Genomic DNA, 13,937 nt, shown 5'->3' on the forward strand with positions numbered 1-13,937 from the left:
CGCCGCCGGGGTGCGCGAGGCACCCCGAGCGGCGGCCGGCCACCGTGGCGTCAGCGCAGGCCGAACGCCCGGGTGATGCTCTGGCTCACGGTGTTGCCGGCGGTGTCCCGCGCGGTGGTGCGCAGGCTCACGAAGCCGGCCTTCGCCGGTGCGGCCAACGAGGTACGCCAGCCGTCGCCGTGCCGGGTCAACCGCTGCTTCTGCCAGGTCGCCCCGTCGTCGTAGGACACCTCGACGGTCACCGCGCCGATCCTGCCCGTGACATCGGGCAGGTGGGAGGCGACCACGGTCAGCGGTGCTCGCCGCGACGCCCTGCCGGCGGAGTCGATGGCCACCTGGTAGTCCAGCTGGATCATCGGCAGCACCTCGGCCGACTCCTCCCCGGTGACCGCCGAGTGGAAGCCCCACTCGGTGCGGGTCTGCCGGGAGTACGGGTTGGTCCAGGCGGCCCGGTCGTTCTCCACCACCAGCCGGTACGGCAGTCGCTGCTGAGCCAGCCCGGAGACCTGGAGGTACTCGGCGTTACCCCAGTTCAGCTCCTTGTCACCCTGGTAGAGGGTGGTCCGGTTGACCATGTCGAAGTTGGCGTACGCCTCACCGATGTGGCCGCCCCCGTCGCCCCACCCGGGCGCGGGCAGGTAGACGGTGTCGAGGTAGCGGACCGGCACGTAGCTTCCACCCATCCGGGGTCGCTGGATCGGCCCGAACCAGGTGACGGCGCTCGGCTTGCCGGCCGGGTACGTGGTCACCGCCTGCAGGTGCTGACCGGTCTCGCCGGCGATGAACGCGTCGTCGATCCACCGCTGGTCGGCGCTCACCCAGTCGGTTCGCCGGCCCTGCGCCGGGGCCGGTTCCTGGTTGCTCGACGCCCAGCCGCGCCAGACGTCGGTGCGGAACTCCAGCGCCTTGCCCTGCCGGTAGTTGCGGAACTCCACGTCGACCCGGGCCAACTGCCGCTCCGTGGGCCGGTAGGTGGGGTCGGCCGGCACCGTGCCGGTCCAGTGGTGCGCCACGTCGTACAGGTAGGTGGTCTCCGGGTGCGACTCGACGGTGAGCCGCACCGCGCCGCGCTCCAGCGCGGTGATGAGCTGCCCACCCTCGTCGGCGCCGAGCGTGGCCACGGTCACCGGGGCCGGGCTCTCCGGGCTCCACGGCGCCTCGTCCCAGGGCTGGAGCCGACCGACGCCGTCGTTGACCACGAGCAGCAGCTTGGCCCCGGCCGCCGCGGCGGCCTGCGCCTGGGTGGCGATGTCCACGCTGTCACTGCGGCGCACCACCACGGCCCGGTCCCGGACCGGCCGCTTGGCCAGCCCCGCCGCCGACGCGTCAGCGACGTAGACCGCGTCCAGTTGGTGACGACCGGCCGGCAGCGCCGGGTTCGCCCGCTTCACCAGCAGATCGTCGTACGAGCGACCGCCCGTCGAGACGGTCAGGGCCGGCTGCTCCAGCCGCCACCGGGCACCGAACTCGAACTCGCCGTCGGTGACCGGACGGCTCGTCGGCAACGCCCACATGCTGTCGTACGAGTCGTCGGGCAGCACCTGGCTCTCGGTGAGACCGTTCTTCGTGGACCGGTGGATGTCCATCCGCAGCGCGCTGGCGGTGGCCTCCTGCGGCACCCGGGCCTGCACCTGTCGGGCGGCCCGCGCGTCCAGGGTGACGGTGCGGTCCCGGTCAAGGTTGACGTCGGTGAAGCTGAGCATCGCCATGCCCTTGGAGTGCGGCCCGTGCGCGCCACGCACGTCGGCGGAGATCCAACCGTTCCAGCTCGCCACCGGCAGCCGCAGCGTGGCGGTGCCGCCCTCGGGCAGGTCCACGGCGGTGAACAGCGTGTCGGTGGTGAGGATGACCTTGCCGACGAGCGGCTTGCCGTCCCGGTCCTTGGCGACAAGCGTCAGGTTCTGCCGCTGGCCCTCCTTGCCGGCGCCGATCAGGGTGCGACCGCGCACCGCACCGGCGTCGTCGGTGGCGACGACCATGCCGCTGACCTGCTTCTCCACCGGCAGCTTGTCGTACGCGGCGGTCACCGTCACGGTGGCGGTGCCGCCCGCCGGCACGGTGACCCGGTCGGCGGAGAGCGCGAACAGGCCGGCCGGCGCGGTGGCCGCGTCGAGGGCCAGCTTCAGGGCGACCGGCGCGCTGCCGACGTTGGTGTAGGTGACCGTACGGTCGACGGTCATGCCCGGCTGCTGCGGCCACGCCTGGAAGCCGGAGTAGGCGCTCGGGGTGGCGAAGACGGTGGCGTGCGCGGCGGCGACCGCGTCGACCCGGCCGGCACCCGCCTGGTACGGGGTGTACTCGGGGGTGGCCTTGACCGTGCTGACCAACGCTTCCTTGATCCGCTGACCGGTCCATTCCGGGTGTGCGGCGGCGACCAGGGCGGCCGTGCCGGCCACGTGCGGGGTGGCCATCGAGGTGCCGCTCATCAGCGTGTAGTCCCCGGAGCCGCCCCGCACGAGGTGCGAGCGGGCCGCCAGGATGTCCACGCCGGGGGCGGTGATCTCGGGCTTGAGCCCGCCGTCGCCAGCGCGCGGGCCCTGGCTGGAGAAGTCGGCGAGGTGGTCGGTGTTGTCGACGGCACCCACGGTGAGCGCGGAGTTGGCGGCGCCCGGGCTGCCGATGGTGGCCGGGCCGCTGTTGCCGGCAGCGATCACGAAGAGAGCGCCGGTCTCGGCGCTGAGTCGGTCGACCGCCTGGCTCATCGGGTCGCTGCCGTCGGTGGCCTCACCGCCCAGGCTCATGCTGACCACCCGGGCCTTCTGCTCGCGGGCCGCCCACTCCATGCCGGCGATGATCCACGAGTCCTGTCCGCTGCCCTCGCTGTTGAGCACCTTGCCGATGTGCAGCCGCGCGCCGGGGGCGACGCCCCGCTCGGTGCCACCGGACGCGGCGCCGGTGCCGGCGATCGTCGAGGCCACGTGCGTGCCGTGGCCCTTGTAGTCGAGGATGTCGGGCTCTGCGGGCACGAAGCTGCTGGACTCGGCGATCTGGCCGACGAGGTCCGGGTGTTCGGCGTCCGCCCCAGAGTCGAGGACCGCGACGTCGACACCGGTGGCGGTGTTGCCCTCGGCCCACAGCTTCGGCGCGCCGATCTGCGCGGTGGACTCGGCCAGGTCGGCGTGCACGCGGCCGTCCAACCAGACCTTGGCGATGCCGTTGGCCAGGGTCGGGGCGTCGCCGGTACGCCGGCTGGAGCCGGCGGTGAGCGCGGTCCAGAACCGCTCGGCGGTGGCGCGCTGACGGGTCAGCGCCGCGCCCTGCACGCTGTCCAACGGTCGGACCAGCTCGGCGCCGTCCACGACGGGGCGGGTGCGGTTGCGGGCCGCCGCGTCGGTCATCGTGACGATCAGCGGAAGCGCGTCGGTGTGCGCGTCGTCGTAGCCGTCGGCGATGAGGTCGGTGACGTTGAACAGTTGCCGGTCCAGCACCCCGCTGGTCACATAGGACAGCGCCGCGTCCGGGTAGACGTAGGTGTCGCCGTCGCGCACGGTGCGGTGGAAGCTCGGGGTGCTGCCGTCCGGCCGGCGCACGGTCGACACCGTGCTGCCGTCCGCCGCGGTGGTGACGGTGACCGTGTCACCGGTGATCAGGGTGACGGTGGACGCGCGTCCGGCGGCGGCCGGGGGCTGGCCCGCTGGGCGGTCAGGGTTGCTCGGCGGGGCGGCGGCCGCTCCCGCGCCGGGTGGGGTGAACCCGGCCGCCAGGGTGAGGGCGGCGCCGAGGGCGATCAGCCCGGATCGGCGGCGCCGGTGAGACAGAGTCACGATGACCTCTTTGTGTCGAGAAGTGGTACGCACCACAGCATCGACGCAGAGCCCACCCCAACCGCGCACCGCACCCCGACGCACTTACGCCATGGCGCAACCCCGCCACCCGGCGGGAGGGGAATGGATCAGGAGGAACGGGTCAGCTTGGCGAGGGCGTCTAGTTGGGTGGGGTCGGAGAGGGCGGAGCCGACCGCCACCACACGTACGCCTGCGTGCAGGAACGCGCCGGCGTTGCTGGCGTCGAGGCCACCGGTGGCGACGAAGCGCAACTGCGGCAGCGGGCCGGCCACGGCCTTGAACCAGGCCGGCCCGAGGGAGATGGCGGGGAACGCCTTGAGCCAGGTGAGACCGTGCCGCAGTGCCTGCTGGGCCTCGGTGGGGGTGGCCACGCCGGGCAGGTGCGGCAGGCCACGCGCGGCGGCGGCGTCGGCGACCGCGAGGTCCAGGCCGGGCGCGACGGTGAACCGGGCACCCGCGTCGGCCGCCGCGGCGACCTGGTCGACATCGAGCACGGTGCCGGCGCCGACGATCCGGTCACGCTCGGCCCCCGCCTCGACGGCGGCCCGCAGCGCCGGCACCGCGTCGGCGGTGGCCACCGGAACCTCCACCACGTCGATGCCGAGGTCCCAGGCACGCTCGGCGAGCCGAACGGTCTCGGCGACCGGCAGGCCGCGCAGGATCGCCATCACCCGGGCGCCGCCGAAGATGTGGTCGAAGTCCGGTGTGGTCATGGTGCACTCCATCCAGGGTCGCGGTGAAACTGTTGCTGCTGGCCGGCGGCCCGGCTCAGGTCGTCGCTCCCGGGCCGGTCAGGTCGAGCGGCGACCAGGCGTCGGCGGGGGCGTCGATGAGCTTCTCGAACCAGGCCCACGGCGGCACCGGGGCGTTGTCGCCGCTGCTGGTCAGGGCCTGCGCCGCGACGAGGTGACCGAGGCGCAAGCGCCGCACGGGGTCGAGGCCGCGGAGCAGCCCGGCCAGGTAGCCGGCGGCGAAGGCGTCTCCAGCGCCGACCGGCTCCACCACCGTCACCCGGGGGGCGGGCACGAAGACCGGCTCGGCATCGCGGACCAGTGCGGTGGCGCCCACCGCGCCGTCCTTGACCACCACCGTCTCCGGAGCGGGCAGCAGCTCGCGTACGGCCGCCGGGTCGGTGACGCCCCAGAGGGTTTCCGCCTCGTCCTGCCCGACGAAGACGAGGTCGCAGCGGTTGGCGAGGTCGCGCAGCACCGGCGCGGCCTGCTCGGCGGACCACAGCCGGGCCCGGTGGTTGACGTCGAAGCTGATCAGCGACCCGGCCAGCGGTCGGTCGGTCACCGCGTGCTCGACAAGCGCTCGGCAGGAGGCGGAGAGCGCCGGGGTGATCCCGGACAGGTGCAGCACCCGGGCACCGGCCAGCGCCGGGTCGGCCAGCGTGGCGGGGTCCATCCGGGCGGCCGCCGACCCGGCCCGGTAGTAGTGCACGGCGGTCCCCTCCGGGCCCGGATCCTTGACGTACAGGCCGGTGGGGGCGGCCGGGTCCACGCACACCTGGTCGACGCGGACGCCGGCGGCGGCGACGTGCCGGACGACGGCCCGACCGAAGGGGTCGTCGCCGACCCGGCTCACCCAGCTCGTCCGGTGTCCCAGGCGGGCCAGGTAACCGGCCACGTTGGACTCGGCGCCGCCGACCGACACCGCGACCCGCTCGGCGTGTTCCAACGGCTCACCGGGCGCGGGGCAGAGCACCACCATCGTCTCCCCCACCGCGGCCACCTCGACCGACGGAAGACCGGCCGGGACGCTCGCCTGGTCAGGTCGGGGGTCGGTCGGCATCGGGCACACGTCCTCGCGGCTGGGGTGCTGGGCGTCGCCGAGCCTAGGTCTCCCGCGCGGGACGGGCAACCCGTCGCGTATCGACGCTCAGGGCAACGTCAGCCCGTACGCGGCCAGCACCTCCGCGATCGGCTGGTAGTAGGTGGTGCCGCCGGCGGTGCAGTTGCCGGTGCCGCCGGAGAGGATGCCGAGGACGGTGCCGGTGGAGGCCACGTAGAGCGGTCCGCCGCTGTCCCCCGGCTCGGCGCAGATGTTGGTGCGGATCAGGCCGTAGATCACGCCGGTGGAGTAGTTGACGGTCTGGTTGAGACCGGTGACCGTGCCGCAGCGCACCCCGGTGGTGCTGCCGCTGCGGCACACGGCCTGACCGATGTACGCGTTGCCGGGGCCGTTGATGGTCAGCAGGCCGGGGTAGGTGTAGACCGCGCTCGGGTGGGCGATCCGACCGGTGTAGCGGATCAGCCCGTAGTCGTTGGTGGGGTAGCTGGTGGCGGTGCGGGTGCCGAGCACGGTGGTCTGGGCGCTGTCGGCGTACCAGGTGGCGGCGGCGGTGGTGCAGTGCCCGGCCGTGATCACGTAGTAGGTGCTGCCGCTGCGCGCGTTCGCACCGAGCGAGCAGCGCGCGCCGCCGCCGTAGATGCCCTGCCCGCCGGCGATCAGGGGACGCAGCGTTCCGGGTTCGCGGCGCAGCAACACGCCGGCGCGGTCCGCCACCGCCCGCAGTGCGGTCAGTTCGCTGGGAGTCACGGTGTCGTCGACGGTGAGGGTCATCCGGCCGGTGGCGGGGTCGAGACCCCAGGCGGTGCCCGCGGTGCGTACCCCGGCCAGCGTGGCCGCCGCGTCGACGGCGGTCGCGGCGGCCCGTTCGGGGACGGCCGCCTGCGCCGCGCCGGGCGCGACGAGCAGCAGGATGGTCAGGGCGAGGGCGGTCAGCGGGGAACGGCGCATCCGAACCTCCGACGAAATCGAGATTGATGGATGCGGTCAAGCATCGCCCGGTGTCCGACGCCGTGGCAACCTCCGACCGCCCTCTTGCCCGACGGGCGGGAATCGCCGATCCGGGGACGGGCCGCACCGGCACCGCCGATAATCCTCGGAGACACGGCGGGAGGCCGGGCATGACCACCGGAGGCGGCGCGGCACTGGTACGCCGTCTGGACGGGTCGACCCGGGCGACGCTACTGGAGCTGCTCTTCGACGTGGTCTTCGTGGCCGCGCTCGCGCAGACCTCGAAGCTCCTCGCCGACCAGGAGTCCTGGGCCCGCAGCGCGGCGGTGGCGCTGATGCTGGTCGCGATCTGGTGGACCTGGTCGGTCACCACCACCACGACCGAGTTCTACGACCCGCAGCAGCGTCCCATCCAGGCCATCCTGATGGTCGCCATGGTCGGGTCGGTGGGAATGGCGGCATCGCTGCCGATGGTCACCGCAGGGCAGTCGTTGGCCTTCGCGCTCGCCTACGTCGGCACCCATGTGGTGCGCGGCATCGTCCTGGTCACCACGTTGTACCGGCAGCAGCACCGCGCGGCCATGGCGCGAGCCAGCCGGTTCCTGTTCTGGTTCCTGGTGTCCGGCGTCCTCTGGATCGTCGGAGCGATGGCCTTCACCGCGCGCTGGTGGCTCTGGACCGCCGCGATCGCCATCGACCTGATCTCCGCGGCGGCGCGCTACCCCACACCGCGGCTCGGCCGGGTGCCTCTCGACCAGTACGACCGGACCACCGGGCACCTGGGCGAGCGGTACCAGCAGTTCGTCATCCTGGCCCTCGGCGACATCATCCTGGTGCCCACCCTGGAGGTCAGCCGCAGCGATTTCGACCGCCTCAGAATCGCCGCCCTGCTCTGCGCGTTCGCCATCATGTTGCTGCTGTGGCAGATCTACGTCTATCGGGCCGGCGAGTTGCTCGAAACCTCGGCCAAGTCGGTGCCCGGCCGGTCCACCCGGATCGCTCCGTACACCCATCTGGTGCTCCTGGTCGGCGTGCTCGTCACGGCGGCCTCCTTCGATCTGGTCGTCGACCGGCCGACCGGAACGACACCGGTGCGATGGCTGATGCTGATCATCGGCGGACCGCTGGTGTTCGTGCTCGGCCGGGCACTGTTCGCCTACCTGCTCTCCGCCCGCGTGCCGTGGGGGCGACTGGCGTCGCAACTGCTGCCCCTGCTGCTGCTGCCCTGGGCCGGCGGCTGGCCACCGGTGCTGGTCACCGCGATCGTGGCCCTCGGGCTGGCCGTGCACGTCCTGCTCCCCAGGAGCGGCAGCCGGGAAACGAGACGAGGGCTCGGACCCCGACCGCGCGCCGGATGACCTCGACGGTCAGGCGAGGTGTCGACCAGCCCACTCGGCGAGGTCCCGGGCGCACGCGTCCACCGACTCCTGCCAGGTCCGGGCAGCGCCGTCGCCCGCCTCGTCGCTGACCTGCTTGACCAGCCGGCACGGCACGCCGGCCTGCGCGGCGGCCCAGGCCACCGCGTACCCCTCCATGTCGACCAGGTCGGCACGCTGCGCCAACCGGTCCCGCTCCGCGTCGTCGGCCACGAAGGTGTCACCGGTGGCCAGCACCGCGCCCTCGGCGGCCAGCGACAGCGGCGCCCCGTAGGTCTCGCCGGTGAGCGTGCGCAACAGGTCGGTGTCCAGGTCGTGCTGGAGCACGGTGGCCACCTCGTGGATGCCGACCAACCCGGGGCGCAACGCCCCGGCCGTACCCAGGTTGAGCAGCAGGGCGGGGCGCGGCCCGGCGGCCAGCACCGCGGCCACCGCGGCGGCGGCGTTCACCTTGCCCATGCCGGTGAGCAGGACCGGCAGCTCGGGCGGCAGGTAGCGGGCCTCCTCCCCGACGGCGAGCACCACCAACGGACGATCGGCGCGGACCGTACCTCGAAGATTCACCGGAGCATCGTACGAGCCGGCCCGTGGGCCGTTCACCTCAGTCGTCGGTGAAGCGGTACAGCACGAAGTCCTTGTCCGCGCCACAGGCGATCACGCGGGTGTTCCACGAGCAGGACGAGCTGCGCACATCCTTCAGCTCACCCAACTCGTCGACCTCCCCGGACTCGACCCACACTCCGGCCAGCACCCGGTTGTCCGCGACCATGCTGGGGGCCTTCGCGAAGACCAGCAGGTTGCCCGCGTCCAGGCGGACCGCCACCCCGCCCCGGTCCCGCAGCACCGGCTTGCCGGCGGCGTCGAAGACGGTGACGGTCGGCTCCGGGGACTCCCGTTGGGCGAGCACCTGCTCACCCAACGGGACCAGGCCGGTCACCCCCGGCGCCGACCAGCTGATCACGCGCTCACCCTCGGTGGCCGCCACCACCTCGGTGCGCGCGACGTCATTGTCCGGCACCTGCAGCAGGCACGCCCGTCGCGCACCGCAGGCCACCAGCTCCCGCGGGCGGTACTCGTCGTTCCCAGACCGGTGCAGCACCACCGGCTCGGCGTCGGAACCCAGGTCGTACGCGAGCAGCTGGTAGCCACCCTCGTTGGCGGCCACGTACAGGCGGTCCTCGTGGGCGACCACCAGGTCGTCGAGGTCGGCGACGCTGCCCCACTGGCGCAGGACCGCGCCGGATGTCATGTCGAGCAGTCGCACCGACCTGTCCGCGCCTACCTGGACGAGTCGCCGCCCCTTGCCCGTCCACGGGTCGCGGGGCTTGCCGTCGAGGAAGGCCGGTCCGCCCGCCGCCCCGTCGGTGCCGACCGGCCGGACCACGGTACGGCCACCGGCGAACCGGTCGCGGGGGTTGGGCTGCGTCCACCTCGACGAGCCGTCGGTCAGGCGCAAGCCGACCAGCTCGTCGGCGGCCCGATCCACCAGCACCGCCGTGTCGTCGGCGAAGTACACCTCGTCGTCAGCGCGGAGCACGCGCTGCCAACGCTGCTCACCGGTACGACCGTCGAGGACGGCCAGCGGTCGGGGGGTGCTGTCGCCCGGCGCGTCGGCGAGGACCGCGACGCCCCCGGGGACGGCGATGACCGCCTCCCAGTCGTCGGCCCGCACGTCGGTCTGTTTGCGCCACACCTCGCGGCCGTCGCCCGCGTCGACGGCCACCACCTCCAGCCGGTCGTCCGGCAGCGGAAACGCCAGATAGGCCCGGTCGTCGAGCACCGCCGTCCACATGTCGGCCGGCCGTTCGGCGCCGGCCGACAGGCGGGACAGCTCGCGCAGCGAGGAGAACTCCAGATCCGGGTAGCGGTCCCGGGCCAGGTAGAGCGTCGCCGCGGTGGCCAACCCGGCCAGGGCCAGCACCGCGCCGAGCACGACCCAGCGCGCCCGCCGCCAGCGGGTCGCGCCACCCGGCGGAGTCGGGGTGGCGCCGGCCAGGCCCGGCCCGGGGGGCGGACCCGCCGGCGGGGTGGATCCCGGCCAGGGCTGCGACGGTACGACCGGCGCGGGGGCTCCGGCCGGGGCGGGTGGGCTCACCGGAGCTGGCGCGGGTGGTGCGAGCGGCGCTCCCGCGTACGCGGGGGCGGGTAGCGGCTTGCGCAGCGGCAGGTCGGTCAGGGCGCCCTCGGCCACCGGCAACTCGGGCTGGTCCAGCACCGTCGGCGCGACCCCCAACTCGGCGTGCAGCATGCGGGCCACCAGCGGGATCCGTGACGACCCGCCCACGAGGAACAGCCCGGTGAGCTGATCGGGGCTGAGGCCGGCGGCGGCGATGACCTCCCGGGCCCGCTGCACCGCCCGACGCAGCAGCGGCGTGGCCACCCGTTCGACGTCCGCCCGGGTCAGCTGGACCGTCTCGGCCACTTCCGGCACCGCGACCGGGGCGACCGCGGACCGGGACAGGGTCTCCTTCGCACCGCGTACCTCGTCCCAGAGCCGGACCTGGTCGCGGCGCTGCGCCGGATCCGCGGGCCGGGTGAGCCGGGCCCACTGCGCGGCGTGCCGCTCGCCGACCAGCTCGCCGACCCGCCGCACCAGCGCGGCGTCGAGGTCCAGGCCGCCCAGGTCGGGCAGGCCACCGTCGGCGACCACGCTGAAGCCGGAGTCACCCCAGGGGTCCGCTCCCTCGTTGCGCAGCACCGCGATGTCGAGCGTCCCGCCACCGAAGTCGAACACCGCGATCGCGCCGCCGACCGGCACCGGACGGTGCAGCACCTGCGTGTAGTAGCGGGCGGCGGCCACCGGTTCCCGCAGCAGCCGGGTGCCCGGCGGCGTCGGCCCGGCGAGGGTGTGCTCGGCCGCCTGCGGCCAGCCCGCCCGCAGCAGCGCGTCGGCGAGGACCTGCCGCCGCGTCGCGTCCCAGGCGGCCGGGCAGGTGACCACGGCCGGGGGCAGGAAACCGACCGCGCCCACCGCGGATCGCGCGACCGCCCCCAGCACCGCGGCGAGCAGGTCGGCCGGCGGGTACGCGCGGTCGCCGAGCCGGACGGTCGGCTCGTCCACCCGACGCTTCGGGTTCGCCTCGAAGCGGGCCGGGTCGGCCTGCGCCAACCGTCGGGCGTCCCAGCCGGTGTGCAGGGTGCCGTCCGGGTCGGCGTAGACGGCGGACGGACTGAGCGGTTGACCGTCCATCAGCAGCGGACGGGTCCGCCCGTCCGGCCAGCGCAGCACCGCGACCGTGTTGGACGTACCGAGGTCGACGCCGAGCGCGAAACCCTCGTGCTGGCCTGCCATTGCCCGATACCTCCGCCGCGACGAGGGGAACTCGACCCCGCATCGTACGCAGGCCCCGCCGCACTGCTGATCACTCGGTCCGGGGTGGTCGGTGGGGCCCGGTCAGTGGGTGGAGTGGACGCCCACCACCTCGTCGCCGCTGGTCTCCCCGGTCAGTTGGAACCCGAGTTTCAGGTAGAACCGCTCCGGGCCGTCCGGCCCCGGGTCCCACGTCGTGTAGACGCGGTCGTGCCCACGTCGGCAGGCCTCGTCGCGGACGGCCTGTACCGCGAAGCGGCCGTACCCCCGGCCCTGGTGCGCGGCGGCGATGTTCAGCCGCCACAGGCCCGAGCGCCTGTCGTCCGGTTGGGCCGGGTCCCACACGATGTCGAAGAAGCCCATCAGGAAGCCGACGATCTCGTCACCCTCGACGATCAGGCGCGGCCACGCGACGTCGGGCTGGGCGTACGCCTCGGCGAGGGACCAGGCGACCGGAGAGGAGAACCTCTCCTGGTCGGGCCGGACGCTCACCCGGCACGCGGCTTCCACATTGTCTTGAGTGATCCTCACCAGTCGCGGCACGTCGGCCACCCTACCGAGCGGGGTTGGGCAACAGAGTCGGCCTACTGTCGAGCAGCCGGGCCGTCCCGGTCGGTCCGCGCCGCGCGGAGCAGCCGGAGCTGACCGATCTCCGCGACGTTCTTCATCAGCTCGGAGTTGACCCAACCGATCGTGTGCGTGACGGTGTGGTCGGTCCCGTCGGGCCAGGGGAACGCCGCGATGCGGTCGAGGTCGCTGTCGCTGAGCTGGTCGAGGAGACCCAGCCATTCGGTGCGCAGGCCACACAGCCAGGCGACACTCGGCTCGCCCGCGCCCGGCCAGGCGACGGCCGTGCGCTGGCGCGCCGATCCACCCCGGAGATGGTCCATCGTCACGGTCCACCACCAGCCGACGTGCCAGGTGAGCCAGCCGATCGTCGGCGCCGGAACCGGGTCGGGCTCGGTGTCGGCCCAGTCCGGGGTCCAGGTGCCGTCCGCGCTCTGCCGCACCGTCCAGCAGTGGGTGGCCGGCTCCCAGAGGAAGTCCGCGGGATCGAGTCGCTCCAGGTGGTACTCGAACAGCGACCACGTCAGGTCGAACTGCCAGCGCAAAAGGGCCAGGGGCGCTACAGACATCCGGGAATCCTCCCGAACCCCCACGCCCACCGTCCACAAATTAACCCTCCTACCCGGTGGCCAGACGGGGTGATCACGAGGTTGGCGGGCTCTGAGGAGATCGAATCACCCGCCAACCTCATGATCAACCGGCAGGGCGGGTGGGCGGGTTGGTGGGGCAGCGGGTGGAGAGGGCGTAGCGGAGCAGGACCACGTCGCCGATCTGGCGGGCCTCGGCCAGGCGGGCGCGGCGACCCGGGTGCCAGGGGAAGCGCCCCTCACCGACGAACCGGGGCGCCCGGCCGTCGCCGACGAAGAACGGGGCGATCACCAGGTGCAGTTCGTCGGCGAGACCGGCGGCGAGGAACTGGGCGTGCACCGTCCCGCCGCCCTCCACCATCAACCGCTGTACGCCCCGCGCGGCCAGGTCGGTCAGCACCCAGCCCGGGTCGACCGGCTCACCCGCGTCGATGACGGTGGCCAGTCGGCCGACCCGTTCCTGGGTCTTCTCCCGCGCGCCGGTGGCGCAGTAGACGAGCCGGGCTGGATCACCGGCGGTGAAGAAGCGGGCGGTGGGGTCGAGGTCACCCCGGGCGGTCAGGGTGACCTTGGTGGGCGAGGCGGGCCGGCCGGCCGCCACCCGCTCGTCCCGGCGACCCGGGGAGCGCACCAGCAACCGAGGGTCGTCACGTCGGACGGTGCCGGCGCCGACCAGGATGGCGTCACAGCTGGCCCGGACCGCGTCGACGCGGTCCAGGTCCTCCTCGTTGGACAGCAGCAAACGCTGCTCGGAGGCGTCGTCGATGTACCCGTCGATGGAGGTGGCACAACTCAGCAGCACGTACGGCCGCGTCGGCTCCGGCCGCGAACTCATCGGGAGACGGGCCACTCATAAGGACGACCCGCCAGCGCGTCCGCCGCTTCGGCTGCCTCGACCTCCGCGGCCTTGGCCGCCTTGGCCGCCAGGTATTCGGCGTTGGCCGGGGAGAGGAAGACGCTGGTGAGCACCCGTTCGGCCACGTCCACACCCAGCCGGGTCAACTGCTCGGCCTTGTCCGGGTTGCTGCTCAGCAGTCGGACCCGCGGCACGCCCAACGTGGCCAGCATCTGCGCGGCGGCGGTGTAGTCCCGCTCGTCCTCGCCCCGGCCCAGCGCCACGTTGGCCTCGTAGGTGTCCAACCCGGCGTCCTGCAACGCGTACGCGTCGAGCTTGGCGTACAGGCCGATGCCACGGCCCTCCTGTCGGAGGTAGAGCAGAAAACCGCCGGTCTCGGCGATCCGCTGCACCGCCTCACGCAGTTGCGGCCCGCAGTCGCAGCGTTGGCTACCGAACACGTCGCCGGTCAGGCACTCGCTGTGCGGACGGACCAGCGGGGCTTCTCCCCCGGCGGCGAGCCGGTCCAGGGCGCCCGCCCAGTCGCCGAGGCCGAGGGCCAGGTGCTCCCGACCGTCCACCAGACCCTTGAAGGTGAACACCCGGGCAGTCGTGGTGTAGCCGTCCGGAAACGCCAGCGGCACCGTGACCTGCGTGCGGATCGTGGCAACCGGCAATGCTTCGGGCATGGGACTCCTTTGTCCGGGGCCACCGTCGTCCGGCGACGCGTACCGT

11 protein-coding genes are annotated in these 13,937 nt (G+C 73.4%); 1 reads left to right on the forward strand and 10 read right to left on the reverse strand.

What is annotated here, in order from left to right; all coding sequences use genetic code 11:
* Nucleotides 1–50: 50 nt before the first annotated feature.
* The 4 genes from ACIBD9_RS22635 to ACIBD9_RS22650 form a co-directional block, all read right to left on the reverse strand.
* Entirely contained in the window at nucleotides 51–3,764 is a 3,714-nt protein-coding gene (locus ACIBD9_RS22635) for a S8 family serine peptidase (RefSeq protein WP_396720514.1), read from the reverse strand.
* Between the two features lie 128 nt (nucleotides 3,765–3,892).
* The gene (locus ACIBD9_RS22640) at nucleotides 3,893–4,498 is read right to left on the reverse strand and encodes a bifunctional 4-hydroxy-2-oxoglutarate aldolase/2-dehydro-3-deoxy-phosphogluconate aldolase (protein WP_396720516.1); all 606 of its coding nucleotides are present in this window, start codon (nucleotides 4,496–4,498) and stop codon (nucleotides 3,893–3,895) included.
* Nucleotides 4,499–4,553: 55 nt separating this feature from the next.
* Entirely contained in the window at nucleotides 4,554–5,579 is a 1,026-nt protein-coding gene (locus tag ACIBD9_RS22645; RefSeq protein WP_396720518.1) for a sugar kinase, read from the reverse strand.
* A gap of 87 nt (nucleotides 5,580–5,666) precedes the next feature.
* Nucleotides 5,667–6,527 (reverse strand): S1 family peptidase, encoded by an 861-nt coding sequence (locus ACIBD9_RS22650; protein ID WP_396720520.1) that lies wholly within the window; start codon nucleotides 6,525–6,527, stop codon nucleotides 5,667–5,669.
* A gap of 170 nt (nucleotides 6,528–6,697) precedes the next feature.
* Between ACIBD9_RS22650 and ACIBD9_RS22655 the strand changes: the two genes are divergently transcribed.
* Nucleotides 6,698–7,885 carry a low temperature requirement protein A gene (locus ACIBD9_RS22655; protein ID WP_396720522.1) on the forward strand — a complete coding sequence of 396 codons (1,188 nt, stop codon included), beginning with the start codon at nucleotides 6,698–6,700 and terminating at the stop codon, nucleotides 7,883–7,885.
* A gap of 9 nt (nucleotides 7,886–7,894) precedes the next feature.
* Here ACIBD9_RS22655 and ACIBD9_RS22660 read toward each other — a convergent pair whose 3' ends face one another.
* The 6 genes from ACIBD9_RS22660 to ribA form a co-directional block, all read right to left on the reverse strand.
* Complete coding sequence (locus tag ACIBD9_RS22660; RefSeq protein WP_396720523.1) at nucleotides 7,895–8,467, reverse strand: nucleosidase; 573 nt, start codon at nucleotides 8,465–8,467, stop codon at nucleotides 7,895–7,897.
* A 37-nt stretch (nucleotides 8,468–8,504) separates the two neighbouring features.
* Nucleotides 8,505–11,195: an Hsp70 family protein gene (locus ACIBD9_RS22665; protein ID WP_396720525.1), complete on the reverse strand. Its 2,691-nt coding sequence runs from the start codon at nucleotides 11,193–11,195 to the stop codon at nucleotides 8,505–8,507.
* Between the two features lie 102 nt (nucleotides 11,196–11,297).
* Nucleotides 11,298–11,705 carry a GNAT family N-acetyltransferase gene (locus ACIBD9_RS22670; protein WP_396720527.1) on the reverse strand — a complete coding sequence of 136 codons (408 nt, stop codon included), beginning with the start codon at nucleotides 11,703–11,705 and terminating at the stop codon, nucleotides 11,298–11,300.
* A 92-nt stretch (nucleotides 11,706–11,797) separates the two neighbouring features.
* The gene (locus ACIBD9_RS22675) at nucleotides 11,798–12,349 is read right to left on the reverse strand and encodes a DinB family protein (RefSeq protein ID WP_396720529.1); all 552 of its coding nucleotides are present in this window, start codon (nucleotides 12,347–12,349) and stop codon (nucleotides 11,798–11,800) included.
* A 124-nt stretch (nucleotides 12,350–12,473) separates the two neighbouring features.
* Nucleotides 12,474–13,202, reverse strand: coding sequence for a RibD family protein (locus ACIBD9_RS22680; RefSeq protein ID WP_396720531.1), 729 nt, complete (start codon nucleotides 13,200–13,202; stop codon nucleotides 12,474–12,476).
* Entirely contained in the window at nucleotides 13,199–13,891 is a 693-nt protein-coding gene (ribA, locus tag ACIBD9_RS22685) for a GTP cyclohydrolase II (RefSeq protein ID WP_396720533.1), read from the reverse strand. The genes ACIBD9_RS22680 and ribA overlap by 4 nt, the downstream gene beginning before the upstream one ends.
* Between the last annotated feature and the right edge of the window lie 46 nt (nucleotides 13,892–13,937).

Source organism: Micromonospora sp. NPDC050784 (genome assembly GCF_044456765.1).
GTDB lineage: Bacteria > Actinomycetota > Actinomycetes > Mycobacteriales > Micromonosporaceae > Micromonospora > Micromonospora foliorum.